This is a genomic window from Micromonospora sp. NPDC049049 (assembly GCF_040649115.1).
Lineage (GTDB): Bacteria > Actinomycetota > Actinomycetes > Mycobacteriales > Micromonosporaceae > Micromonospora.
In genome coordinates this window covers 1-24,003 of record NZ_JBEZEX010000036.1, presented here as the reverse complement: position 1 = coordinate 24,003, position 24,003 = coordinate 1, and the positions used below count along the sequence as shown (strand labels likewise).

At 73.7% G+C, this 24,003-nt stretch carries 19 protein-coding genes and 2 tRNA genes; 12 read left to right on the top strand and 9 right to left on the bottom strand.

Annotated elements, in window-relative coordinates; translation table 11 throughout:
• Window positions 1–79: 79 nt before the first annotated feature.
• Both AB0B68_RS27685 and AB0B68_RS27680 read right to left on the bottom strand, forming a co-directional pair.
• Window positions 80–658, bottom strand: a complete 579-nt coding sequence (locus AB0B68_RS27685) for a Clp protease N-terminal domain-containing protein (protein ID WP_357263794.1) — start codon at window positions 656–658, stop codon at window positions 80–82.
• On the bottom strand, window positions 658–894 hold the full coding sequence (locus AB0B68_RS27680; protein ID WP_357263759.1) for an HTH domain-containing protein: 237 nt from the start codon (window positions 892–894) through the stop codon (window positions 658–660). Before AB0B68_RS27680 ends, AB0B68_RS27685 begins: the two co-directional genes overlap by 1 nt.
• Before the next feature lie 152 nt (window positions 895–1,046).
• Here AB0B68_RS27680 and AB0B68_RS27675 point away from each other — a divergent pair, with 152 nt between their 5' ends.
• The 3 genes from AB0B68_RS27675 to AB0B68_RS27665 all read left to right on the top strand — a co-directional run bounded on the left by AB0B68_RS27675 (window position 1,047) and on the right by AB0B68_RS27665 (window position 5,225).
• Window positions 1,047–1,907, top strand: coding sequence for a universal stress protein (locus AB0B68_RS27675; protein ID WP_357263756.1), 861 nt, complete (start codon window positions 1,047–1,049; stop codon window positions 1,905–1,907).
• A gap of 67 nt (window positions 1,908–1,974) precedes the next feature.
• A complete protein-coding gene (locus AB0B68_RS27670) occupies window positions 1,975–4,368 on the top strand; it encodes a phosphoketolase family protein (RefSeq protein ID WP_357204521.1) in 2,394 nt (797 codons plus the stop codon).
• Between the two features lie 11 nt (window positions 4,369–4,379).
• Window positions 4,380–5,225, top strand: a complete 846-nt coding sequence (locus AB0B68_RS27665; protein WP_357204502.1) for a universal stress protein — start codon at window positions 4,380–4,382, stop codon at window positions 5,223–5,225.
• 46 nt (window positions 5,226–5,271) lie between these two features.
• On the opposite strand, the gene AB0B68_RS27660 is transcribed toward AB0B68_RS27665, so the two are convergent.
• Window positions 5,272–7,617, bottom strand: a complete 2,346-nt coding sequence (locus AB0B68_RS27660) for a heavy metal translocating P-type ATPase (protein WP_357263753.1) — start codon at window positions 7,615–7,617, stop codon at window positions 5,272–5,274.
• 232 nt (window positions 7,618–7,849) lie between these two features.
• Between AB0B68_RS27660 and AB0B68_RS27655 the strand changes: the two genes are divergently transcribed.
• On the top strand, window positions 7,850–8,833 hold the full coding sequence (locus AB0B68_RS27655) for a nitroreductase (RefSeq protein WP_357263750.1): 984 nt from the start codon (window positions 7,850–7,852) through the stop codon (window positions 8,831–8,833).
• Window positions 8,834–8,873: 40 nt separating this feature from the next.
• Window positions 8,874–10,604 (top strand): GAF domain-containing sensor histidine kinase, encoded by a 1,731-nt coding sequence (locus tag AB0B68_RS27650; RefSeq protein ID WP_357263747.1) that lies wholly within the window; start codon window positions 8,874–8,876, stop codon window positions 10,602–10,604.
• Between the two features lie 15 nt (window positions 10,605–10,619).
• Here AB0B68_RS27650 and AB0B68_RS27645 read toward each other — a convergent pair whose 3' ends face one another.
• The gene (locus tag AB0B68_RS27645) at window positions 10,620–11,258 is read right to left on the bottom strand and encodes a response regulator transcription factor (RefSeq protein ID WP_124860098.1); all 639 of its coding nucleotides are present in this window, start codon (window positions 11,256–11,258) and stop codon (window positions 10,620–10,622) included.
• A gap of 193 nt (window positions 11,259–11,451) precedes the next feature.
• On the opposite strand from AB0B68_RS27645, the gene AB0B68_RS27640 reads away from it, so the two are divergent.
• Window positions 11,452–12,426, top strand: a complete 975-nt coding sequence (locus tag AB0B68_RS27640; RefSeq protein WP_357263744.1) for a nitroreductase — start codon at window positions 11,452–11,454, stop codon at window positions 12,424–12,426.
• A 15-nt stretch (window positions 12,427–12,441) separates the two neighbouring features.
• On the opposite strand, the gene AB0B68_RS27635 is transcribed toward AB0B68_RS27640, so the two are convergent.
• The 3 genes from AB0B68_RS27635 to AB0B68_RS27625 form a co-directional block, all read right to left on the bottom strand.
• Window positions 12,442–13,434: an NAD-dependent epimerase/dehydratase family protein gene (locus AB0B68_RS27635; protein ID WP_357263741.1), complete on the bottom strand. Its 993-nt coding sequence runs from the start codon at window positions 13,432–13,434 to the stop codon at window positions 12,442–12,444.
• Window positions 13,435–13,527: 93 nt separating this feature from the next.
• Complete coding sequence (locus AB0B68_RS27630; RefSeq protein WP_357202241.1) at window positions 13,528–13,995, bottom strand: hypothetical protein; 468 nt, start codon at window positions 13,993–13,995, stop codon at window positions 13,528–13,530.
• The gene (locus AB0B68_RS27625; protein WP_357202238.1) at window positions 13,992–14,510 is read right to left on the bottom strand and encodes an RNA polymerase sigma factor; all 519 of its coding nucleotides are present in this window, start codon (window positions 14,508–14,510) and stop codon (window positions 13,992–13,994) included. The genes AB0B68_RS27630 and AB0B68_RS27625 overlap by 4 nt, the downstream gene beginning before the upstream one ends.
• A gap of 203 nt (window positions 14,511–14,713) precedes the next feature.
• Between AB0B68_RS27625 and AB0B68_RS27620 the strand changes: the two genes are divergently transcribed.
• From AB0B68_RS27620 to AB0B68_RS27605, 4 genes are read left to right on the top strand one after another with little or no spacing between them, the layout of a single operon-like run.
• On the top strand, window positions 14,714–15,646 hold the full coding sequence (locus AB0B68_RS27620) for an ABC transporter ATP-binding protein (RefSeq protein WP_357263738.1): 933 nt from the start codon (window positions 14,714–14,716) through the stop codon (window positions 15,644–15,646).
• On the top strand, window positions 15,643–16,365 hold the full coding sequence (locus tag AB0B68_RS27615) for an ABC transporter ATP-binding protein (RefSeq protein ID WP_357202232.1): 723 nt from the start codon (window positions 15,643–15,645) through the stop codon (window positions 16,363–16,365). Before AB0B68_RS27620 ends, AB0B68_RS27615 begins: the two co-directional genes overlap by 4 nt.
• A gap of 7 nt (window positions 16,366–16,372) precedes the next feature.
• Window positions 16,373–19,537: an ABC transporter permease gene (locus tag AB0B68_RS27610; RefSeq protein WP_357263735.1), complete on the top strand. Its 3,165-nt coding sequence runs from the start codon at window positions 16,373–16,375 to the stop codon at window positions 19,535–19,537.
• A complete protein-coding gene (locus AB0B68_RS27605; RefSeq protein ID WP_357263732.1) occupies window positions 19,534–22,293 on the top strand; it encodes an FtsX-like permease family protein in 2,760 nt (919 codons plus the stop codon). Before AB0B68_RS27610 ends, AB0B68_RS27605 begins: the two co-directional genes overlap by 4 nt.
• Window positions 22,294–22,367: 74 nt before the next feature.
• Here AB0B68_RS27605 and AB0B68_RS27600 read toward each other — a convergent pair.
• Both AB0B68_RS27600 and AB0B68_RS27595 read right to left on the bottom strand, forming a co-directional pair.
• A tRNA-Val gene (locus AB0B68_RS27600) sits at window positions 22,368–22,442 on the bottom strand.
• A gap of 26 nt (window positions 22,443–22,468) precedes the next feature.
• A tRNA-Gly gene (locus AB0B68_RS27595) sits at window positions 22,469–22,541 on the bottom strand.
• 146 nt (window positions 22,542–22,687) lie between these two features.
• Here AB0B68_RS27595 and AB0B68_RS27590 point away from each other — a divergent pair.
• Both AB0B68_RS27590 and AB0B68_RS27585 read left to right on the top strand, forming a co-directional pair.
• Entirely contained in the window at window positions 22,688–22,930 is a 243-nt protein-coding gene (locus tag AB0B68_RS27590) for a DUF6458 family protein (protein ID WP_091400768.1), read from the top strand.
• A gap of 238 nt (window positions 22,931–23,168) precedes the next feature.
• Window positions 23,169–23,903: a GNAT family N-acetyltransferase gene (locus AB0B68_RS27585; RefSeq protein ID WP_357263729.1), complete on the top strand. Its 735-nt coding sequence runs from the start codon at window positions 23,169–23,171 to the stop codon at window positions 23,901–23,903.
• Window positions 23,904–24,003 lie beyond the last annotated feature (100 nt).

Genomic DNA, 24,003 nt, shown 5'->3' with positions numbered 1-24,003 from the left:
GCACCCGGGCGGCTTCAGCGACCCGGCGGCGACGTGGCGTCGGAAGTGCCACAGACAGGTTTCAGAATGCTCGTGCCCGTCAGGCCGCCGCCCGCAGGGCGATCTCCACCCGTCGGCGCAGATCATCGAGGTCGACCCCGGACTCGGTGAGCACCACCGCTCCCAGCCCGTGGCCCTCCCGGAGCACCCCGAGCAGGATGTGCTCGGTGCCGATGTGTTTGTGTCGCAGTCGCAGGGCCGCCCGCAGGGACAGCTCCAGCGCCTTCTTGGAGCGGGGCGAGAACGGGCCGCCGAGGTAGCGCTTACGCCCCCAGCGGCGACGCGGCGCCGGCACCGCCTCCCGTAGCGCGTCCGGGCCGAAGGACTGCTCGATGCGGGCCACGATCGCGGCCAGGTCGATGCCGATCTCCCGCAGGGCCGCCGCGTCCGCGTCGCCGAGGCCGGCGCCGCCGCTGACTGTGTGCCGGCGGACGCGTTCGCGCAGGTCGTCGGCGCGTACCCCGGCGTCGGCGAGCACCCGGCTGGCCAGCCCGGCGTCGTCGGCGAGCAGGGCGAGCAGCAGGTGCTCAGTGCCGACCGGGCGTTGGCCCTCGACCCGCGCCTCCTCCAGCGCCCGTCGCACCACGTCGCGTGCCCGGTCGGTGAACCGTTCGAACATCACGCCTCCCAGGATGAGTTGACCGCCGGTCGCCCGGCGTGCTTCTTGTGCACTGCCTGCCGGCTGACCTCGAGCGTGTCGGCGATCTCCTGCCAGGACCAGCCCTGCCGTCGGGCGTTGTCGACCTGGACCACCTCGAGCCGCTCGAGGAGCCGGCGTAGCGCGCGGACGGCGCGCAGGCCGACCCGGGGGTCGGTGCTGCCGGCTTCCGCCGCTAGTTCTGTCGCCTGACTCATGCCGTCAACATACGTTGACAACTCCCCGCCTGTCAACCCTGGTTGACGAGCGGCGACCGCAGCGGATCGGACCCGCCACCGTGCTCATCCGACTACCCTCGGTCAGGGACAGCTTGGTCGTGCCGGGCGCGACGCCCGGGAGGTGATATCGGATGGCCGCACCCGCCGACGCAGCGGTGCTGGTCGGCCTCGGGTCGGAACTCGACCTCCCGGTCGTCGAACAGGCCGCGCAGGAGGCCGCCGGACACGGCCGGCCACTGCACCTGCTGCACACCTTCGACTGGCGCGCGGCCTTCGCCGCGGACACCGTCGCCGCACCCCGCGACCAGGCCGAAAAACTGATCACCCGCGCCGCCCAACTCGCCCACCAGACCGAGCCAGGGCTGACCGTACGCGGGGAGATCGTCGAGAGCTCCGTGCTACCCACCCTCATCCGCCGCTCGGAGGTCGCCTTCCTGCTGGCCGTCGGCGACAGCGGCATGGCGGGCAGCGGTCAGTGCGTTCCAGCCGAGACGACAGCCGTGCAGTTGGCCGCCCGGGCCGGATGCCCCCTGTTGGTGGTCCGACGTGAACCGCCGCCACAGGGCCCGGTGCTGGTGGGCGTCGACGGCTCCCCCAGCTCACACCTCGCCCTGCGATGGGCCCTGACGTGCGCGGCCCGCCGCGACGCCCGACTGCTGGCCCTGCGGGTGGTGGAGTACGACGAGGACACCGACGCGGTCGCCGAGCAACTCAACGAGGCAATGGCCCGGCACGCCGGCCGCGACAACACCGTGCCGACCGAGTGTCGCGTGGTACGCGGCGACCCCGCCGACGTGCTGATCGACACCTCCCGCAACGCGCAGGTGGCGCTGGTCGCCGCCCGCGGCGACGAGCCGGGGCGGGCCATGCTGGGCGCGGTCGCCCAGTCCCTGCTCTACCACTCCCCGGCCCCGGTGGTCGTCGTCCGCGGCCTGGCCGAGGCGCCGCTGACCGGGCCCGGTGCCCGCCCGGCGCGGGACCAACGGCCCTGACCCCGGGCGTCCGCACCGGCCAGGCTGGACGCCGGAGGCCCCACTCCTACCCGCGAGAGGCAGCATGATGGAGACCGCTCTCGACGTGCACCACGCCCTCACCGACGACGAGCTGCGCCGGCTGGACGCCTACTGGCGCGCCGCGAACTACCTCACCGTCGGGCAGATCTACCTGCTGGACAATCCGCTGCTGCGCGAGCCGCTGACCCCCGACGACATCAAACCCCGACTGCTCGGGCACTGGGGCACCAGCCCCGGCCTCAATCTGATCTACGCCCACCTCAACCGGGTGATCGTGGCGCGCGACCTCAACGCCATGCTGGTCACCGGCCCCGGCCACGGCGGCCCGGCCATCGTGGCCAACACCTGGCTGGAGGGCACCTGGTCGGAGCGCTACCACGACGTGGCGCGCGACGAGGCCGGGATGTCCCGGCTGTTCCGCCAGTTCTCCTTCCCGGGCGGCATCCCCAGCCATGTCGCGGCGGACGTGCCGGGTTCGATCCACGAGGGCGGCGAGCTGGGGTACGCGCTGAGCCACGCCTACGGCGCCGCGTTCGACCACCCGGACCTGCTGGTGGCCTGCGTGATCGGCGACGGCGAGGCGGAGACCGGGCCGCTGGCCGGCAGTTGGCTCTCCGACGTGTTCCTCAACCCGGCCCGTGACGGCGCGGTGCTGCCCATCCTGCACCTCAACGGTTACAAGATCGCCAACCCGACGGTGCTGTCCCGGATCCCCGAGGACGACCTGCTGGACCTCATGCGTGGATCGGGCTACCAGCCGTACGTCGTGGCCGGTGACGAGCCCGCCCGGGTGCACCGGACCCTCGCCGCGACGCTGGACCGCGTGCTGAGCGAGATCGCCGAGATCCAGCGGAGGGCGCGCTCCGGAGGCGTCGTCGAACGCCCCCGCTGGCCGATGATCATTCTGCGGACGCCGAAGGGCTGGACCGGCCCGAGTGAGGTCGACGGCACCCAGGTGGAGGGCACCTACCGCGCCCACCAGGTGCCGCTGTCGGGCGTACGCGACAACCCGGCACACCGGGCCGAGTTGGAGCGCTGGCTGCGCAGCTACCGGCCGGAGGAGCTGTTCGACGCGACCGGCGCGCCGGTGGAGGAGCTGCTGACGCTGCCGCCGCGCGGTGACCGGCGGATGAGCGCCAACCCGGTCACCAACGGCGGCGTGGTGCTGCGCGACCTGACTCTGCCGGACTTCCGCGACTACGGCGTGGAGGTTCCCGAACCTGGTACGCCGATCGCCGGCGCGACCGGGGTGCTCGGCCCGTGGATCCGCGACGTCATCAGCGCCAACCCGGAGACGTTCCGGCTGTTCGGCCCGGACGAGGTCGCGTCCAACCGGCTGGGTGCGGCGTTCGAGGTGACCGACCGGGCCTGGGTGGCCGCCACCGTGCCCGGCGACGACCACCTCTCCCCCGACGGGCGGGTCATGGAGGTGCTCTCCGAGCACCTGTGCCAGGGCTGGCTGGAGGGCTACCTGCTGACCGGCCGGCACGGCGTGTTCACCAGCTACGAGGCGTTCATCCACATCGTCGACTCGATGCTCAATCAGCACGCCAAGTGGCTGAAGGTGACCCGGGCCATCCCCTGGCGGCAGCCGATCGCCTCGCTGAACTACCTGCTCTCCAGCCACGTCTGGCGGCAGGACCACAACGGCTTCTCCCACCAGGACCCGGGCTTCATCGACCACGTCGTCAACAAGAAGGCCGAGGTGGTGCGGGTCTATCTGCCGCCGGACGCCAACACGTTGCTCGCCACGATGGACCACTGCCTGCGCAGCCGGCACTACATCAACGTGGTGGTGGCCGGTAAGCAGGCCGCCCCGAACTGGTTGACGATGACCGAGGCGATCCAGCACACCCGGCGCGGCCTGGGCATCTGGGAATGGGCCAGCAACGACGGCGACACCGAACCGGACGTGGTGCTCGCCTGCTGCGGAGACGTGCCCACCCTGGAGACGTTGGCCGCCGCCGAACTGCTGCGCCAGCACCTGCCGAGATTGAAGGTGCGCCTGGTCAACGTGGTCGACCTGATGCGCCTCCAGCCGGACACCGAGCATCCACACGGTCTGACCGACAACGAGTTCGACACCATCTTCACCCAGGACCGGCCGATCATCTTCGCGTACCACGGTTATCCATGGCTGATCCACCGACTCACCTACCGCCGCACGAACCACGAGAACCTGCACGTGCGCGGTTACAAGGAGGAGGGCACCACCACCACCCCGTTCGACATGGTGATGCTCAACGACCTGGACCGCTTCCACCTGGTCATCGACGTCATCGACCGGGTGCCCGGGCTGGCCGCCAGCGCCGCGCACCTGCGCCAACGGATGGTCGACGCCCGGCAGGCGGCCCGCGACTACACCCGCCAGTACGGCGAGGACGACCCCCAGGTCGCCGAATGGCGCTGGGTCCGCGAAACCGACCCGACCACCCCCTGAAGGAGGACGACGTGCGCAACGCGGAGATCCTGGTCGGCTATGACGGCTCCACCGACGCCTCGATGGCCGTGAACTGGGCCATCGACGAGGCGCGGCACAGCGGCCAGCCGGTGCGGCTGGCGTACGTCTTCGAATGGCTGACGGTGGCCAGTTGGGTCGGTCCGGGCGTGGCCCCCGGCGTGTGGCCGGACGACACCGCCCGCCGTCAGGTCGACGACCTGGTGCGCAAGGCCGCGGCGGACGCCACAGCGGCAAACCCCGGGCTGACCATCACCGGCGAGGTGTACGACGGGCCGCCCGCGCTGGTGTTGCAGGAACGCTCGGCGGACGCCGGGATGCTGGTGCTCGGCAGCCGGGGTCACGGTGGATTCGGTGGCCTGCTGGCCGGGTCGACGGCGGTCTCGGTCGCCGCGCACGCCCACTGCCCGGTCGTGGTGGTCCGGGACGGAGCCGACAAAGCCCTGGCCGGCCCCGTGGCGGTCGGCGTGGACGGCTCGGAACCGTCGCTGGTGGCGCTCGGCTTCGCAGCCGAACGGGCGGCACAGCGTCAGGTGCCGTTGCGTGTCCTGCACGCCTGGACACCGGGCCCCAACGCCGAGGCCGGGGTGCCCGACGAGCGGGCCGCCGTGGAGCAGGCGCTGGAGCCGTGGCGGCGGACGTTCGCCGAGCTGACCATCGCCGTCGATCTGGTCCCGACCAGCCCGGCGGCCATGCTGATCGAGGCGAGCCGGGACGCGCAGCTGGTGGTGGTCGGCAGCCGCGGCCGGGGCGGGCTGGCCGGAATGCTGCTCGGCTCGGTCAGCCAACAGCTCATCCAGCACGCCCACTGCCCGGTCGCCGTGGTCCGCGAACGCTGACGTCCACCGGGCGGGGCCGCACCGGGATGCGCGACCTGGCCCGAAGTCACCGCCGGGCGGTCGTCGGGTCGGACGGGTCGAGGGAGAAGAACTCCTCCTCTTCCTGAGCCAGGTGCAGGCGCAGCACCGCGTCCAACCCGTAGAGGGTGGCCAGCAGGTCGGGAACCTGATCGGGGCGCGGCCGGCCGTCGGCGGTCTGGGCGAGTTGGGCGCCGAGCAGGTCCACCTGGCGGCGGATCTCCACGTGTGCCCGACTCATCGTCGACGTCGCCTCCTCGCTGCCCAGCGGGGCGGCCAGCGCGGGGTAGAGCTGTCGCTCCTCGGCAGTCACGTGCGGCAGCACGCGTTCGGTCAACCGGCGGTACGTCTCGCGTACCGCCGGCAGGCACCTCGGCGAGGCCGGGTCGGTGGCGACCAGGTCGGCGGTGTCCCGCAACCCGGCCAGCACGTCGCGGACCGCCTGATGTTCCGCCCCGTAGTGGGCGAGCAACTCCCGGGTACGCGGCGGGACGTCGCGCCGGCGCAGCCCACCTCCCAGTGCCCGCAGCGCGTTGAGGATCACCAGCACGTCGATGCCCTCCTGAAGGAACGCGCCAGCGACCGGGGGCAGCCGACCGGCCGCCGCCACGAGCATCGCCAGCACGGCCAACCCCATCCCGACGGTGGCGCTCTGCACGGCGATCCGCCGGGCGTACCGGGCGATCTCCACCGCGTCGGCGAGCCGGTCCAGCCGGTCCACGGTGAGCACCGCGTCGGCCACGTCCGCCGAGGCGCTCGCGCCGGTCGCGCCCATCGCCACGCCGACGTGCGCCTCAGCCAGCGCAGGAGCGTCGTTGACCCCGTCGCCGACCATCACGGTGACCGCCCGGTCGGCTTCGGCCCGTACCCGGGCCACCTTCTCCTGCGGCGTGCAGTGGGCGAGTACGTCGTCCACGCCGACCGCCTCGGCGACCTGAGCGGCGGTGGCCGGCTGGTCACCGGTGACCATCACGATGCGCCGCAGCCCTGCCGCGCGCAGCCGACGTACGGTTCGGCGGGCGTCGGGGCGCACCGGATCCTCCAGCAGGATCGCGCCGAGCACGCCACCCTCGTCGCTGACCCACACCGCGGACCAACCGGCCAGCTCGGTGCGGGCCCGCGCCCGGTCCGCCCAGTCGGGCAGCTCACCGGTGAACTGGCCGACCTGGATCAGCCGCCCGTCGACCCGGCCGCTGACCCCCCGGCCCGGCTCCTCGGTGACCCCGGTCGGCTCGGTCAGCGCCAGCCCGCGCTCCCGGGCCTGCCGGACCAGCGCGGCGGCCAGCACGTGTGGGGAGAGCTGTTCAACCGAGGCGGCCAGCCGCAGCACCTCGTCCCGGTCTCCGCCCGGGGCGACCACCGTCTCGGCGGCGCGCGGGCGGCCGGCCGTCAGCGTGCCGGTCTTGTCCACCAGCAGTGTCCGAGCCCGGCCGAGCAGCTCCAGCGCGCCGCCGTCGCGGACCAGGACCCCGCGCCGGGCCACCCGGGACAGGCCGGACACGATCGCGATCGGGGTCGCCAGAAGCAGCGGGCAGGGGGTGGCCACCACCAGCACCGCCACCGCCCGGACCACGTCGCCGGAGAGCAGCCAGCCCAGCCCGGCCAGGACCAGCGTGAACGGCACGAAAGCGGCGGCGTACCGGTCGGCCAGCCGCACCATCGGGGCCTTGCGGGCGGTCGCCTCCTGGGCCAACCGGACGATCCCGGCGTACGTGCTCTGCGCCGCGCTCCTTGTCGCGCGCATGCCGAACCCCGCGCCGGCGTTGACCACACCGCTGGCCACCGCCTCCCCGGCGGCCCGCTGAACCAGCCGCGACTCTCCGGTCACCACCGACTCATCCAGCGTGGCCGCCTCGTCGACGGTCCCGTCGACCGGCACCACGTCTCCCGGGCCGACCAGCAACCGGTCCTCCACCGCCACCTGGTCCAGCGGCACCACCTCGATCGCGCCGCCAGGCCCACGCCGACGTGCGGTACGCGGAGCGCGCTCCAGCAGGGCCCGCAGGTCGCGGGTGGCCCGGCGCTGCGCGTACGCCTCCAATGACCGTCCGGTCGCCACCATCACCGCGATCACCGCCCCGGCCAGGTACTCCCCGACCCCGAGCGCACCGGCCAGCGCCAGCACGGCGATCACGTCCACGCCGAAGTGCCGGTGCCAGAACGCCCGCAACATCGACCAGACGGCGGGCAGTAGCGCGACCACCGTGACGGCCGCCCAGATCAGGTCGGCTGCGCCGGCCCGGCCGGCGATGCGCAACACCGCACCCGCCAGCACTGCGGCGGTGAGCCCGACCAGCGGCGCCCACGCCCACCACCGCCGGACACGTCCGCGGACCGGCTGCTCCGGTACGCACTCGTTCGGCTCGGCCCCCACCTGCGCATCGTCGCAGCCGGTGGGCGGCCAGCGGCCGGACACCGGGCGTTTTACCCGGTGTCCGGACGTCGTGGCGGTGTGCCGGACCTGGTAAGGCGGGCGTAACGGCTCGGCGTGGTCGGGACCTGCGGCCCCTGCGGGCACACCACCGGATGGCACAGGATGAGGCGGCAACCCCAGACACGGCGACGCGCCGTACGGCACGATGAGCAGAGACGGAAAGGTCGTGACCATGAGTCAGGAGAGTCAGCTGACCACCGCGCTGGCGGAGGCCGCCGCCACAGCCGGCCACGCCCCCTCGGTGCACAACACCCAGCCGTGGCGTTGGCGGGTGCTGCCCGACGCGCTGGAGCTGCGCTCGGTCGCCGACCGACAGCTCGCCGCCAGCGATCCCGAGGGTCGACTGCTCGCGATCAGTTGCGGCACCGCCCTGCACCACGCCCGACTGGCGCTGGCCGCCGAAGGGTGGCGAGCCGTGGTGGAACGGCTGCCCGACCCGGCCGACAGCGAGCTACTGGCCCGGCTGACCGACCTCAGCCACACCACGGCCGACCCGGACGCCATGCGCATGGTGCAGTGCATGCAGGTCCGGCACACCGACCGGCGGCCGGTCAGCGACGAGCCGGTGCCGCCGACCGCGATCGAGGAGATCACCCGGGCGGTCACCGCCGAGGGTTGTCGTTTGCAGATCCTCGACCGCGACGAGATGTTGGAGTTGGCCGCCACCGCCGGGCACGCCGACACGGTCGAGGCCGAGGATCCGAAGCTGCGCGCCGAGCTGGCGTACTGGACCAGCCGGGCCGACCCGGGCACCGGCCTGCCGGCGGAGGTGCTGCCCGAGCAGCCCCCGCAGACCACAGTGCCGGGCCGCGACTTCGGCCGTCCCGGCAGCCTGCCGATAGGTCCGGGCCACGACCGGATGGCGGTGTACGCGATGCTGCACGGCGACGAGGACGAACGGGACAGCTGGTTGCGCGCGGGCGAGGCCCTCTCCGCCGGTTGGCTGACCGCCACTCGGCTTGGCGTGTCAGTGGTGCCGCTCAGCGCGGTGGTGGAGGTGCCGGGCACCCGGCAGACCCTGCGTCAGATGCTCTCCGGGATCGGCTTCCCGTACATCGCGTTGCGGTTGGGCATCGCGGACCCGACGCAGGCGGGTCCGCCGCACACGCCTCGGTTGACCACCGCGCAGGTGGTCGACACCTCCGCTGTCCGTTGACGGGTCTGGGGACGAACGGCACCGGCGCTACCATGCCTCGATGACCAGCAGCGTGCCGCCGCCCCGTCCGGAACCAACGGCGACACCGTCGCTCGGGCTGAGCCCGCTGTCGCGGGTCCGCCTCGACGAGCTGCTACAGGAGATGCTGGTCCGGGTCGGTGAGGTGGTGACCAGCCGGGAGCGCTTGCGGGCCCTGCTCGACGCGGTGGTCGGCATCGGCACCAACCTGGATCTGCGCACCACCCTGCAACGCATCGTGCAGGCGGCCTGCGAGTTGGTCGGCGCCCGGTACGGCGCGCTCGGTGTGGTCGGCCCGGACCGGCTGCTGCACGACTTCATCGTCCACGGCATCACGCCCGAGCAGCACGAGCAGATCGGCGACCTGCCGCACGGGCGGGGCGTGCTCGGCCTGCTCATCGACGATCCCCGGCCGCTGCGGATGCCCGACATCACCCAGCACCCCCGCTCCTACGGGTTCCCGGCCAACCACCCGCCCATGCACAGCTTCCTGGGCGTGCCGGTCCTCATCCGTGACCAGATCTTCGGCAACCTCTACCTGGCGGAGAAGCAGGGCGGTGCCCAGTTCACCGAGGACGACGAGGAGATCGTCGTCGCGCTCGCCGCCGCCGCCGGCGTGGCCATTGAGAACGCCCGCCTGTACGCCCTGGCGCACCGGCGGGAACGCTGGCTCGCCGCCACCGCCGAGATCACCTCGGTGCTGCTGGGCGAGGTACGCCGTACCGACGCGTTGGCGTTGGTCGCCCGTCGAGCCCGCGAGGTCGCCGAGGCCGAGCTGGCGCTGGTGCTGCTCTACGACACCGACACCGAGCAGTTCTCCGTGGAGGTGGTCGACGGCCCCGACGAGCAGGCCCACGCGCTCGTCGGCGCGGTCCTGCCCGCCGCCGACACCAGCTTCGGCGCGGCTGTCGCCGAGGGCCGGCACGACCAGGTGGACGACCTGGCGCACGCCGCGCCGTGGCCGGCGCTGCTGCACACCGGCCCGGCGATGATCTCGCCACTCACCACCGCCGAGGCCCTGCACGGCGTGCTGATCGTGGCGCACCGGCCGGAGCGCGGCGGTGGTGCCAGCGAGGAGGACCTGACGCTGCTGGGCAGCTTCGCCGGGCAGGCCGCGCTGGCCATGGAACGGGCGCGCGGCCAGGAGGAACGGGAACTGCTGGTGGTTCTGGAGGACCGCGAGCGGATCGCCCGCGACCTGCACGACGTGGTGATCCAACGACTCTTCGCCACCGGCCTGCAACTCCAGAGCGCCGCACCGATGGCCCGCCCGGAGGTGGCCAAGCGAATCAACGCGGCCGTCGACGATCTGGACGCCACCATCCGCGACATCCGCCGGACGATCTTCGAGTTGCGTACGCCGATGACCTCGGAGCTGCGCACCGAGATCCGTGCGGCGGTCGAGGCCGCCGCCGAAGCGCTGGGCTTCAAGCCGCACCTGGAGCTTTCCGGGCCGGTGGACAGCGCCGTGCCGGACGCCATCCGCCCGGACCTCACCGCCGTGCTGCGCGAGGCGCTGTCGAACGTGGTCCGCCACGCGCAGTGCACCCGCGTCGATGTCGCCGTACGCGTCGACTCCGGCCAGGTCACCGTGACGGTCACCGACAACGGGGTGGGCTGCGACCCGGCCGCCGCCCGGGGTGGCCTGGTCAACCTGCGCGAACGCGCCAGCCGCCTCGACGGCACCTTCACTGTCACCGCGGCCGAGTCGCGCGGCACCGAGGTGTGCTGGGCCGTGCCGCTGCGCGACTGACTCCCGCGACCCGGGTCAGGGCGCCTTGCCGAGCAGACGCGTGGCCAGAACGGCGGCCTGCGTGCGGCGCTCCAGGCCCAGCTTGGCCAGCACGCTGGAGACGTAGTTCTTCACTGTCTTCTCCGCCAGGAACATCCGACCGGCGATCTCCCGGTTGGTCAGCCCCTCGGCCACGTACTCCAGGATCCGCCGTTCCTGCTCGGTGAGCGACTTCAGCTCGCGCGGCTGCTCGACGCCGTTGCGGATGCGCTCCAGCACCCGGGTGGTGATCGCCGGGTCGAGCAGCGACTGCCCGGCCGCGACGCGACGCACCGCGTCGACCAGGTCGGTGCCACGGATCTGCTTGAGCACATACCCGGCGGCACCGGCCATGATGGCTGCGAACAGCGCCTCGTCGTCCTCGTACGAGGTGAGGATCAGCCCCTTGATGGACGAGTCGACGGCGCGGACGTCACGGCATACGTCGATGCCGTTGCCGTCGGGCAGCCGCGCGTCGAGGATCGCCACGTCGGGCCGCAGCGCCGGGATGCGGCGGGCCGCCTCCTGCGCCGAGCCGGACTCGCCGACCACCTCGATGTCGCCGCTGCTCTGCAACAGGTCGGCCAGGCCACGGCGGACGACCTCATGGTCGTCGAGGAGGAAAACCCGGATCATCCCTCTTTTCTACCCGCTGCCCGTGGCCCACCGCACGGGCCGAAGGTCCCGATCGGCACGGAACGAGCGGGCGCTCGGACCCGACTGGTCGGGACGTCCGGCCCTGCTGGGCGACGACCGAACGACGGACCGTGGAGGTACGCCAGCACAGCGGCACCACCCGCCGCCGGCCCAGCGGGAGAGGAGCACCGACATGGACATCGGCTACACCGCAGCCCAGTTGCGGACCGCCGCCGCGGACGCGGTCCGGGCACCGTCGTTGCACAACACCCAACCGTGGCGGCTACGGCTGCGCGACGGCGGCATCGAGGTGCTGGCCGACCCGGCCCGCCGGCTGCCGGCGACCGACCCGAGCGGGTGGGGTGTCCGGATCGCCTGCGGCGCGGCGTTGTTCAACCTGCGCATCGCCCTGGCCGTGGCAGGAGTCCCAGCCCGGGTGCGGCTGCGCCCCGACCCGGCCGAGCCGGACCTGCTGGCCCGGCTGGTACCGGACCTTTTGCGTCGACCCACCCCCGCCGAGCAGAGCCTGCACGGGGCCATCCCGCGCCGGTTCAGCAACCGCCTGCCGTTCTGGCCGGACCCGGTGCCGGCCGACGCCCGCTGGCGCCTCGGCGAGGCGGCCCGTGCCGAGCAGTGCTGGTTGGAGCTGCTGATCGGGGTGAGCGCGGTCTCCGCGTTCGGGGAGATCGCGCGCAGCGCGCACCGGGTGCTGGAGCGCGACCCCGCGTACCGGGCCGAACGGGATCGGTGGCTGCGCCGGGAGTCCACCCCGGACGGCGTACCCGTCTCAGCCGGAGGACCGCAGGGCGAGCCGCAGGACGTCCTCCCGACGCGCGGCTACGGTGGGCGCGACCGCGCCCCCGGGCGGGACTTCGAACCGGAGCCCCTGGTGGGGGTGCTGGGCTCGGCGGGCAACACCGCCGTGGACCAGGTGATCGCCGGGCAGGCCCTGCAACGCCTGCTGCTCACCGCCACGGACGCCGGGCTCAGCGTGTCGATGCTCTCCCAGCCAATCGAGGTGCCCACCGCGCGGGAGCAACTGCGGCAGGCACTGGGCCGGTTCGGCACACCGCAGATGGTGCTGCGGATCGGGTACGGCCAGCCGGGTCGACCGACCCCCCGACGTGGTGTCGACGAGGTGCTGGACCTGCCGGTGGTGCCCGCCTGACCCGCCGGGGCACGGTCAGGCGGCGAGCACGGCGGCCTCCAGGGTCGGGTTCAACCCGATCGAGCTGCGGTGCGGTCGCCCGGCGCGCGGCGGAACCGCACCGACCTCGCGCAGCCACCGCCAGGTGTCGGCGACGGTCTCGGCCACCGGCCGGCAGGTCAGCCCGGCAGCGAGGGCCCGGGTCACGTCCCGCTCCAGCAACCCCCGGGACGGGTGCCCACGCGGCAGCCAGATCGGCAGGTCGCTCCACGGCTGCACCCCGGCGGCGAGGATCGCCGCCGGATCCGTCCACCGCAACCGGGCGTCGGCACCGGTGGCGGCCACGCACGCGTCGAGCAGCTCGCCCATCGTGGTCTGCGTCGGAAGGCCGACCGCGTTGAACGTGCCGCCCACCCGCTGGGCGCCCGCGGCCAGCATCCACCCCGCCAGGTCGCGGACGTCGACGTACTGCACCGGCAGGTCGGCCGGGGCGGGGGCGAGCACGTCCCCGCCCCGCTCGATGCGCCGAAGCCACCAGGGCAGCCGGCCGATGTCCTCGCCCGGGCCCAGGATCAGGCCGGCCCGGGCGACCAGCGCACGCCGGCCGAACACTTCCCGCACGGCGCGCTCGGCACCGGCCTTGAGCTGCGGGTAGTCGCCGTCGACGGAGCCCGGGTCGGCGTCCACCACCGGGGAGTCCTCGTGCAACCCCGCTGCGGCATGGTCGGTGTAGACCGAGCCGCTGGACACGTACACGTAGTGGCCGACCGCGTCGACCAGGGCGCGTGCGGCGTCGCCGGCGGCCCTCGGCGCACCGTCCCAGGTGTCCACAGCGACGTCCCACTCGCCGTCGGCGAGCGCGGCCAGACCGTCCGGCGCGGTGCGGTCACCCCGCAACCGGTGTACGCCGGACGGCACCGTGCCGTGCAGCCCCCGGTTGAACACCGTCACCGACCAGCCGCGGCGTACCGCCTCGGCGACGGTGGCCCCGCCCACGAATCCCGTACCACCCAGCACCAGCAGTCTCATGCGCTCCACCCTGCTGGCACCGGTCGGCGAAGGGCACCCCCGTTCGCCGGCAGCGGATCTGCCCGTGGCAGAACCGGACGATGATGCCGCCGTTCACCTGCTGCCGGTCGCCGGTCCGGCCAGCACCCTCCTGCGGCGCAGCAGCGCCGCGCGCGCCCGACGGGCCGCCCGCAGGTTCAGGGCCGCCACCGCGCCGAGCAGGAACACAACGCCCAGCAGCGCCGGCTCCAGTTCGTGTCGCAGCAGGCTGATGACCAGCGCGCCAACGCTGAATGCCAGCCAGGCTCCGACGCCGAGCCAGCCGGCGACCACGCGATCCCGGGCGAACAGCGGAGTCCGTCGAGTCACTGCCCAACCACCGAACACCGCCCAGCACAGGCCGATCGCCACCAGGACGGCGAAGGCCACGTTGGTGCGCGTCGGCAACCCGGGCTCGGTGGCCCAGAGCAGGCCGATCAGGGCGCTCGCGGTGAGACCGGTGAAGGCCAGGGCCAGGTAGCCGACCCGCCTGCGCAGCGACAACGGCGCGTCCAGTCGCGCCAGCACCTCTTCCGGAGTCATGCCTCGTACCCCTTCCGCACCAGCTCGTGACGTAACAACCTGCGGGCCCGGTTGAGCCGCGACTTGACAGTGCCGACGGGTACGCCGCAGATCAGCGCGCAGGCGTCCAGCGGCTGGTCCTCCAGGTAGAACAGCAGAAGCACCTCCCGTTCCCGGGCGGGGAGCGCCGCCAGCGCCCCGGCCAGCGTCTCCCGGTCGACGACCTCCTGCGCCTCGTCGCCGCCGGGCAGGTCGTCGATCGGTTCGGGCTCCGGGCGGGCGTACGCGTCCCGCAGCCGGTTCATCACCGCCCGCCGGGCGATGATGAACAGCCACGGGGTGAACCGGTCCGGCTGCCGCAACGTCGGCAACCCCTTGAAGACCGCCAACCAGATTTCCTGCACCACATCGTCGTCGGACCCACCGAGCATCCGCCCGACGTACCGTTCGACCGCCGGATGCCAACCCTGCACCAGCTCGGCGAACGCCTCCCGTTCACCCAACTGGCAGCGGACCACCAGCAACTCATCGCTCATCGGCCCTCCTTCGCCTGTTCAGTCGGCGTGGAAGCCCGGCAGGTTCACGACCCGCCACAGCGAAACCGGCCTCGGCGGGCGGGAGGGTCGCGACGGTAGCCCCCCGCCCAGAATGCAGGAAAGCCACCCCGGGCATGGTCAACGAAGCCGCCGATTGCGAAACTGCTTCAATCTGCCTCAGCACAACCCGGACGGAGCAGGGAATGTCCAGCACCCCGCTGTCCCTGCCGCAGCCCTCCGCGCGGGCACCCGAGTTCGGCCACGACGCGCTCATCGTCTGCGAGAACCTGGTGCGGATCTACCAGACCGGTTCGATCGAGGTGCAGGCACTGCAGGGACTGGACCTGGCCGTGAAGAGCGGTGAGCTGGTCGCCGTCGTCGGTGCCTCCGGATCGGGCAAGTCGACACTGCTCTCCATCCTGGCCGGCATCGACGCCCCCACCGCCGGGCGGGTCCGGGTCGAGGAGTGGAATCTGCTGGCGATGTCCCGCGCTGACCGGGTGGACTACCGACGGCACACCGTCGGGTTCGTACGGCAGCAGACGGCGAGCAACCTGATCCCCTACCTGACCGCACGGGAGATGGTGGACCTGCCGATGACGGCGGCCCGTACCCCGAAGCAGGAACGCCGGGACCGCGCGGCCGAGCTGCTGGACAACCTCGGTGTCGCCGACTGCGCCGATCGCCGCCCCGGGCAACTCTCCGGAGGGCAGCAGATGCGGGTCGCGATCGCGGTGGCGCTGGCCAACCAACCGCGGGTCCTGCTCGCCGACGAGCCGACCGGCGAGCTGGACGCCGCCACGTCCGCCGAGGTCTTCGGTGTGCTGCGCGATGTCAACCGGCGTTACGGCGTCACCGTCGTCGTGGTCACCCACGATCCGGAGGTCAGCGGCCAGGTCGAACGGACCGTCGCGATCCGGGACGGGCGCACCAGCAGCGAGGTGCTGCGCCGCACCACCACCGACGCGGAGGGCGACACGCACATGATCGCCGAGGAGTACGCCGTGATGGACCGGGCCGGGCGGGTCCAGGTGCCCCGCGAGTTCCGCCAGGCGCTGGCGCTGACCCGACGGGTCCGGCTGGCCCTGGAACCCGACCACATCACGATCCACCCCGACTCGGGAAGCGGCGAATGAGTAGCGAGCCGCTGCTGAGCGTCCGCGGCGTCCACCGGCGCTTTCGTACCGGGCCGACCGTCGTGCACGCCCTGAACGGCGTGTCGCTCGACGTGGCCGCCGGTTCGATGGTGGCGCTGGTCGGCCGGTCCGGCTCGGGCAAGACCACCCTGCTCAACGTCATCGGTGGCCTGGACCGCCCGGACGCCGGCACCGTGCACGTCGACGGCACCGACGTGACAGCGCTCGACGAGGACGGCCTGTCCCGGCTGCGACGCGAGAAGGTGTCGTACGTCTTCCAGAGCTTCGGGTTGATCCCGGTGCTGTCAGCGGCGGAGAACGTCGCGGCCCCGCTGCGGATGGCCCGCGTCGCCCCACCCGAGCGCGAGCGGCGGGTCGAGTTGCTGCTGGAGCTGATCGGCCTGGCCGACCACGCCCGGCAGCGGCCGGCCGAGCTGTCCGGCGGCCAGCAGCAGCGGGTGGCGATCGCCCGCGCGCTGGCCGCCTCACCCAAGCTCCTGCTCGCCGACGAGCCCACCGGGCAACTGGACGCCGAGACCGGCCTGTCGGTGATGGCGCTGCTGCGCGGGATAGTGGAATCCGAGGGCGTCACGGTACTGGTGTCGACCCACGACGCGGTGATGATGGCCCTGGCCGACCGGGTGATCCGCATCCACGACGGGCACCTCGACGAACAGGCGGCCGGGCAGCCGTACGTACCCGTGCCGGACGCCGGGTGACGCGACGATGAGGTTGGTCAGCCGGCGCGCCCGCGCGCAGTGGCCGTTGCTGGCAGCCCTCCTCGGGGTCGTCACGATCGGCGCGACCCTGCTGGGCACCTGCACCCTGCTCGTCACCCGCACCGCCGAGCGGGCGCTGGAGGTCGCCATGGCTCGCGCCGCCCCCGCCGACGTCGACGTGACCGTCTACACCGGCACCGTCGAGGGCCGCGACACGCAGTCCGTCGCCGCCGACACCCGTACCGTGGTGGCCTCCACGCTCGCACCGATCCCGGTGACGACAACCGCGCGGGCGTCGACGGTGCTGCGGGCGCTGCCGCCCACGCTCGCCACGGGCACCACAGTCCCGCCGCAGGCCTACCTGTCGGGGCTGGACGACCTGCCGACCCGAGCCGAGCTGGTCACCGGGCGCTGGCCACAGCACCCGGGCGACGCGGTGCTGCTGGAGTCCACCGCACAACTGCTCGGCCTCACCCCCGGTGACCGGGTACGCCTCGGCGCCGAACTGGCCCACGCGCCCGTCCCGGCCATCGACGTGACAGTCGTCGGTGTGGTGCGCCCCCTCGCGGGACGCGGCTGGGACCGTGACCCGCTGGCCGCGGCCGGCTCCGCCATCGGCTACCGGGACGGCCGCTTCATGCAGCCGGTCAACGCCTACGGCCCGTTCCTCGTCGACCTCGCCGACCTGCTCACCACCGGCGCCACAGTCGACCGGATGGAGGTCACCGCCCATCCGGACCTGTCCCACAACAACCGCAGCAACCTGGAGACCGTGGCCGGGGCCGTCGACAACGCCGACCGCCGGCTGGCCGGCACCCTCGGCGAGCGCGTCCAGCTCGCACGGGTCGCCTCCGACCTGCCGCTGACCCTGCGGGCCGCCGACGACCAACGGCACGTCACCGCCGCCGTCGTGCTCGCCGTCGCCGTCCTCGGCGGTGTCCTGGCCGCGACAGCACTCGTCCTCGCGGGCCGGCTGACCGCGGGCATCCGCGCCGACGAGACCGCCCTGCGGGCCGCCCTGGGCGCCAGCCGTCGCCAGCTCGCCGCCACCGCGACACTCGAGGCCGGGCTCGTCGCCGCCGTCGCCGTCGCGCTCGCGATACCTGCCTCGTCGGCCCTGCACGCCGGTCTGACCCACCTGCCACCGCTGGACGACGCCGGCCTGACCGTCCGGCCAGCCGTCTCCAGCGTCCAGGTCCTCGCGGTCGTCGGTGGCGCGCTGGTGCTCGCCGCCGTACTCACCGTCCTGGCGATCCGACCGGTCCCGGCGGCCGGCGAGCGGCGCACCCGCCGCGAACTGCTGGCCCGATCCGGCGCCGACCTGCTGCTCGCGGTATTCGCCGCCGTCGGGTGGTGGCAGCTGTACGCGCAGCCCACCACCGCCAGCCCACGCGCCGACGCGGTCCGGGTGCTCGCGCCGGCACTGCTGCTCACCGCGGGTGCCGCCCTGGCTCTCCGGGTGGTACTCCCCGCCCTGCGCGGTGCCGACCGGCTGGCGTACCGCGCCCGCGGGCTGGCGCTTCCGCTGGCGGTCTCCGAGGCTGCCCGCCGGCCACAAGCGGTCGCCGCCGGTCTGCTCGTCGGGCTGGCCTGCGCGGCCGGCACCTTCGGCCTCGCCTTCGACAGCACGTGGCACCAGTCGCAACGCGACCAGGCCGCGCTCGCCGTCGGCACCGACCTGGCACTCACCCTCAGCACGGCGCCGGTGGCCGGAGACGGCGCTGTCGTCAGCGCGGCCACCGCGGGGGCGGTGAGCCCGGCCCTCGACCGTGGCACCACGGTCGGTCAGTGGCTCGGCACCGCCGGCGACGCGCCGCGTCTGGTCGCCGTCGACACCACCCGCGCCGACGCGCTGCTACGCGGGCGGCTCGACAACGAGCGCGGATGGGCGGACGTCGGCACCGCGCTGGCACCACGCACCCGGGTCACCGGCCTCCCCGTCCCGGCCGGCGCCCCGCTCGTCCTGAGCGGAACCGCCTCCGGCGGCACCCCGCTCACCGTGACGCCCCAACTGCTGCTGCAGGACGCCACCGGCCTGCGCACGTCCTGCACCAGTCCCCCCGTACCGCTCGACGGTCGGGAGGTTCGGCTGCCCGACTGCGCGTCCGCCGACGGACTGCGGCTCGTCGCGGTCGCCCTGCCGATCGCCGCCGACCCGGTCGGCGGACGCGTCGCCGTCGCCGTCACGCTCACCGTGCCACCCGCCGGGTCGCAGGACAGGTCCACCGACGGGTCGGACTGGACCGCCACGTCCGCGCCGCCGGTCCCCGGCAGGTTGGTCGACCCGACGGTCATGATGTCCGCCACGCCGACGGGAACCGCGCTGCGGATGGCAACGACAGTCGACCTCGCCGGCGCCGACGACGCCGCCCTGACCCTCGTCGCCACCGCCTTCCCGGACCCCGGCCCGGTGCCCGTCGCCGTCTCCGACCACTTCGCCAGCGAGGTCGGCGCCGAACGCGGCAGCGAACTCAGCGTCACGGTCGGCATCACGCCCGTCCCGGTCGTCGTCACCGAGGTCATCCCGACCGTACCGTCCGCCCCCGGCGCCGCCGCCGTGCTGGCCGACCTGGACACGCTGTCCCGCGCACGCGTCGTCACCGGCGACCTGACGTTCCCGGTCGACGCCTGGTGGGTCGGCCGCCCGACCGAGCCCGGTGCCGCCGAGCGGGCCACCGCCCTGCACCTGGGCACCGTCGCGACCCGCGAGGCGGAGACCGCCCGTCTCACCGACGGCCCGCTGAGCGCCGGGCTGCCGGCAGCTCTCCGGCTCATCGTCCCGGCCGCCGCCCTGCTGCTGCTCGCCGGCGTCGTCCTGCACGTCACCTGTGATCTGCAGGTCCGCGCCGTCGAGGTGGCGCGGCTGCGCGGCCTGGGGATGTCCCGGCGCGACATCCGGGCCGTGCTGCTCGGCCAGCACGCCGGCGTACTGCTGCCCCTGCTCGCGGCGGGCACGGCCGTCGGCGCGCTCGCCACCCGCGTCGTCGCTCCCCTGCTGGTGCGCTCCGACACCGGCGCGGCGCCCGTCCCGGTCGCCCAACCACACTGGCCGTGGCCGGCCGAGACCGCACTGCTCGCCGTCCTGCTGGCCGGATGCGTGCTGGCGGTCGCCGTCGTGGTCACCGTCCAGGTCCGCCGGGCCGATGCCGCGCACCTGCGGGTGGCACCGTGAACCGGTGGCTGACCCGCCGGTGGCCGACGCCGCACTGGCCCAGCGTCCGCAGCCGTGGCCGCACCGACGTCGGGCCGCTGCTGCTCACCGCCGCCGTCATCGCGACCGTCACGCTGCTCGCCGGGGCCGTACCGCCGCTGCTGCGCGCCGCCGCCGACAACGCCGTGCAGGGCACGGTCCGCGACGCCGGCACCGACTCGAACGTCCTGGCACACGCCGACTGGGAACGCGACGACGGACCGACCGGTGGTCGGGTCCGGATGCCCAACCTCGCCGAGGCGGTCGACGCCTTCCTCGCCCGAACGACGTCCGCGCTCGGGCCCGACCTGGACGCCGCGCTGCTTCCGCCCGTCGCCGTCGTCAACGGCCCGATCCTCAAGATCACCGACGGCAACGTGCCGCGTACCTTCCAGTTCACCTACCTGGCCAGTGACCTCGGCGGCCCGGACGTCACCTGGATCGCCGGCAGCCCGCCCGGTCCCGCCGTCTCCGACGAGTACGTCGAGGTCCCCTACGACGGACCCCCCTGGCCGGTGCAGATCGGCCTCTCCGAGGCGGACGCCGCCGCACTCGACCTCGACCCCGGCGACCGGATCCCGGTCAAGGACGGCCAGGGTGGCGACAAGGACGTCCGGGTCAGCGGGATCTACCGACCCGCGGACAGCGCCGACCCGGCCTGGCGACTCGCCCCGGCACTGCTGCGCCCCGTACCCGGCGCCGACGGCGTCGGGACCACCCGGTTCAACGGCCTGCTGTCGCGCGACTCGTTACCGGACGCACGGCTCGCCGTCGACGAGGACCAACTGCGACGCACCGTCCACTTCGCACCCGTTCCCGACGCGCTCACCTCGGACTCCACTACGTCGCTCGCCAGCCAGGTGGTCAAGCTCAAGGCGACCTCCGGCTCGTCGAGCGACCGCGACCAGTCCCTGAAGTGGGAATCGCAGCTCGACACCGTCCTGCGCGACGCCCGTACCCGCAACAACGCCGCTGCGGCACAGGCCGCCATCCTGCTCGCCGGCGTACTCACCGCGGCGGTGCTGGTCCTGCTGCTCGCCGCCGACCTGCTGGTCCGCCGCCGCACCCCGGTGCTGAGCATCGCCCGGCAGCGTGGGGCGGCGCTCCCCGACCTCGGCGCGGAACTGGTCATCGAGTCCGCAGTGGTGTCCCTGTCGGCCGCCGCCGTCGGGCTCGCACTCGCACGCGCGGCCGCTCCGGGCGTCGCCTGGACCTGGGCCGTTCCCGTGGTCCTGGCCGGCGCCGTCGCCGGGCCGGCGTTCGGCACCCTCGCCGCCGCCCGCGCCAGCCGTGACCGACGCCAACCCGCCAACCCGGCCGCTCGGCGCTGGATCCGGGCCACCGGCCAGCTGCGCCGCGCCGCCGTGGAGGCCGCTGTCCTGATCGCCGCGATCGCCGCATTCGTCACACTGCACCAGCGTGGGCTCGTGCCCGCCGCCTCCGACGGCGACACCGGTGAACTGACCGGCGACCTGATCCTGCCGATCAGCGCCCTCTCCCTGGGCGCGCTCGTCGGCGCGCTCGTCCTGCTCCGGCTACTGCCCCTCGGGGCGCGGTTCGCGCTCCGACAGGCCCTGCGCTCACGCCGCCCCCTGGCCGTGTTCAGTGCCGCCCAGGCGACCACAACGGCCGGACGCGCGCTGCCCCTGCTGGTGCTGGTCAGCACCACGGCGCTCGCGTCGTTCGCGCTCATCCTCGGCGCCACCGTCACCCGGGGCCAGACCGACGGCGCGTGGAGCACCGTCGGCGCCGACGCCCGCCTCGACGTCGGCGCGGACGCCGAAACCGCCACGCCCGCACTCGCCGAGCGCATCGCCGCCGCACCCGGGGTAGGGCAGGTCGTCGTCGCGCAGGTGACCGACTCGGCACGCGTCTTCGCCGAATCGACGCTGCTCACCCCACGCCTGGTCATCGTGGACGCGGCCGCGTTCCAGCACCTGCTGGCCACCACACCGCTGCCCGACGCGCCGGCGCTGGCACGGCTCACGGCTCCCGGTCCGGGCCCCGGGGAGGTCCCGGCGCTGGTCCGCTCGAAAGCCGGCGATCTGCGTACCGGCTCGCGGCTGCAACTCCCCCGCAAAGGCGCACCGGCGATCCGCCTCGCCGCCGTCGGTACCGCTCCCTCCGTCGGCGGCGTCGACGACGTCGTCATCGTGGACGCCACGGCCCTTGCCGACGCCGGGCTGCCCGCCGTTGCGAACACCGTCTGGGTGACCGGTCCCGGCGCGGGGCGGGCCGTGTCGAACACCGGAGTCGCCTCCGACGTCGTGCTGCGTACTGACGTCCTGCGGGCGCAGCGGGTGGCTCCTTTGACGGCAGGGCTGACACGGCTGGCGTGGACAGCTGCCGCGGTGCTGCTGGCGCTGGGGTTGCTCGGCCTCACGCTCGCCGCCGCCGCCGGTGCGTCGCAGCGGTGGCAGACCCTGACCCGTCTGCGGACCCTCGGCCTGCGGCCACGCGACGTCCGCTGGGTCGCCGCCGGCGAGTTGCTTCCGCCGGTCGTGGTCACCGCGGTGTGCGGTCCGCTACTCGGGGCCGTGCTCGCCCGCCTGGCGCTCGGCCCGCTCGACCTGCGGCTGCTCACCGGCCAGGCCGCCGACCCGGCGGCGGTCCTGCCGTGGTGGCTGCTGGGCCTGGTGAGCGTGGCGCTGCTGGCGGCGGCGGCCACCGTCGTACCCGTCGAGTCGGCGCTGCGGCGACGTGACCGGCTGAGCGAGGTACTCCGCGCCGGCGAATGACCGATGGTCACCCATGGAGAAAGAGGCCCGTCACCGGATATCCGGCAACGGGCCATCTGATCGCTCTGTGTGGATGGTGGGCGATACTGGGTTTGAACCAGTGACCTCTTCCGTGTCAGGGAAGCGCGCTCCCACTGCGCCAATCGCCCGTGGCGGCCCCAGGGGGCACATCGCGAGCGGACGACGGGATTCGAACCCGCGACCCTCACCTTGGCAAGGTGATGCGCTACCAGCTGCGCTACGTCCGCACGTCCCCGGCAAGCGCCGGCGACAGGTGAACTCTACCCGATGCCAAGATCGCTTGGAACGGCACCCTGGCCGGTCGCGGTTGCGCTGGTGCCGGCTGGGGTACTGAACGATCCGACAGCGCACCACACCCCCTAAGGAGGCTGTCGTGGGTATCGGCACCAGCATCTTCCTGATCGCGCTCGGCGCGATCCTCACCTTCGCACTGGACGCGAGCGTCGGCGGCATCAACCTCGACGTGGTCGGCTGGATCCTGATGGGTGCCGGCGTGCTCGGCCTGATCATGACCACGCTGATCTGGGGTCGCCGCCGCCAGGTCGTCACCACCACCGAGCAGCCGGTGGAGTACCGCCAGGTCGAGGAGCGGCGGGACATCGCCCCGCCGCTGTGACCCGGACAGGTCCACCGCTAGCGGAGTCGCCAGACCACCGCTGGCGGAGCCGCCAGACACACAGCGCATACGGGCCGGCCGCCGCACCGACGGCGGCCGGCCCGTCCGCAGACGCGATCGCTGGCGGGGCAGGAGAGACACGAGGCAGACGAGGTGCCGGCCGCCGCCGGCGATGCCGTCCACAGTGCCTGTTTCCGCTGGCCGAGGGGGTTGCCGCCCCCGCGTTACGATCCAGATCATGGAGCCTCTCGACACGGTCCTGGCCGCGCACCGGGCGTACCTGCTCGGTTGGAACATCGGCGTCGCCGGCGGGCCGGACCTCCCGACCTACCGCAGTGAGGTGCCGCACGCACCCCTCAACGGCGTGCTGCGGGTGGTCGGGCGCACACCGCAGGACGCGCTCAGCGAGGCCCGGAAGCGCCTGCACGGCGTACCCCGGATCTGGTGGGTCGGCCCGGACAGCGACGCCGGCACCGCGGACGGCCTGGTCTCCCTCGGCGCGGCGCAGGTCGCCCGGATGCCGATCATGACCGTGGGGATCGGGGCGGTGGCGGAGGTGCCGACTCCGGCCGGTGTGCGGATCGCCGAGACCACCGACCTCGCCACGTTCGTCCCGGCCTATGCCCGGGTGTCCGGAATCCCAGCGGACGGCGTGGCGGCGACGATCGAACGGGAGAAGGCATTCACCGGAGAGGGCACAGTGCTGCGGCTGGCCGGCCGCCTCGATGACGGCCGGATCGTCGCGACGGCCGTCGCCTGGATCAGCCACGGTCTGGTCACCCTCTACTTCGTCGGCACCCAGCCGGAACAGCGCCGCAGAGGCATCGGCGCGGCCATGACCAGGGCCGCCCTCGAACTGGCTGCCGAGCGGGGCGCCCGCACCGCCGCGCTCACCTCGTCGGCCGTCGGTGAGTCGGTCTACCGCTGCCTCGGCTTCCAGCCGGTGGGCGAGTTCCGCCTGTTGACCTTCTGAACCGGCCCGCACCGCCCGCCGCCCGCCGCCCGCCGCCCGCCGCCCGCCGCCCGCCGCCCGCCGCCCGCCGCCCGCCGCCCGCCGCCCGCCGCCCGCCGCC

What these genes read in the sequence shown, in the direction of transcription:
- AB0B68_RS27610 (WP_357263735.1), top strand. Translation starts at nt 16,373, where the DNA reads ATGAGGTTGGTCAGCCGGCGCGCCCGCGCGCAGTGGCCGTTGCTGGCA.
- AB0B68_RS27635 (WP_357263741.1), bottom strand. Translation starts at nt 13,434, where the DNA reads ATGAGACTGCTGGTGCTGGGTGGTACGGGATTCGTGGGCGGGGCCACC.
- AB0B68_RS27620 (WP_357263738.1), top strand. Translation starts at nt 14,714, where the DNA reads ATGTCCAGCACCCCGCTGTCCCTGCCGCAGCCCTCCGCGCGGGCACCC.
- AB0B68_RS27675 (WP_357263756.1), top strand. Translation starts at nt 1,047, where the DNA reads ATGGCCGCACCCGCCGACGCAGCGGTGCTGGTCGGCCTCGGGTCGGAA.
- AB0B68_RS27625 (WP_357202238.1), bottom strand. Translation starts at nt 14,510, where the DNA reads ATGAGCGATGAGTTGCTGGTGGTCCGCTGCCAGTTGGGTGAACGGGAG.
- AB0B68_RS27630 (WP_357202241.1), bottom strand. Translation starts at nt 13,995, where the DNA reads ATGACTCCGGAAGAGGTGCTGGCGCGACTGGACGCGCCGTTGTCGCTG.
- AB0B68_RS27670 (WP_357204521.1), top strand. Translation starts at nt 1,975, where the DNA reads ATGGAGACCGCTCTCGACGTGCACCACGCCCTCACCGACGACGAGCTG.
- AB0B68_RS27645 (WP_124860098.1), bottom strand. Translation starts at nt 11,258, where the DNA reads ATGATCCGGGTTTTCCTCCTCGACGACCATGAGGTCGTCCGCCGTGGC.
- AB0B68_RS27640 (WP_357263744.1), top strand. Translation starts at nt 11,452, where the DNA reads ATGGACATCGGCTACACCGCAGCCCAGTTGCGGACCGCCGCCGCGGAC.
- AB0B68_RS27680 (WP_357263759.1), bottom strand. Translation starts at nt 894, where the DNA reads ATGAGTCAGGCGACAGAACTAGCGGCGGAAGCCGGCAGCACCGACCCC.
- AB0B68_RS27655 (WP_357263750.1), top strand. Translation starts at nt 7,850, where the DNA reads ATGAGTCAGGAGAGTCAGCTGACCACCGCGCTGGCGGAGGCCGCCGCC.
- AB0B68_RS27650 (WP_357263747.1), top strand. Translation starts at nt 8,874, where the DNA reads ATGACCAGCAGCGTGCCGCCGCCCCGTCCGGAACCAACGGCGACACCG.
- AB0B68_RS27615 (WP_357202232.1), top strand. Translation starts at nt 15,643, where the DNA reads ATGAGTAGCGAGCCGCTGCTGAGCGTCCGCGGCGTCCACCGGCGCTTT.
- AB0B68_RS27685 (WP_357263794.1), bottom strand. Translation starts at nt 658, where the DNA reads ATGTTCGAACGGTTCACCGACCGGGCACGCGACGTGGTGCGACGGGCG.
- AB0B68_RS27585 (WP_357263729.1), top strand. Translation starts at nt 23,169, where the DNA reads ATGGAGCCTCTCGACACGGTCCTGGCCGCGCACCGGGCGTACCTGCTC.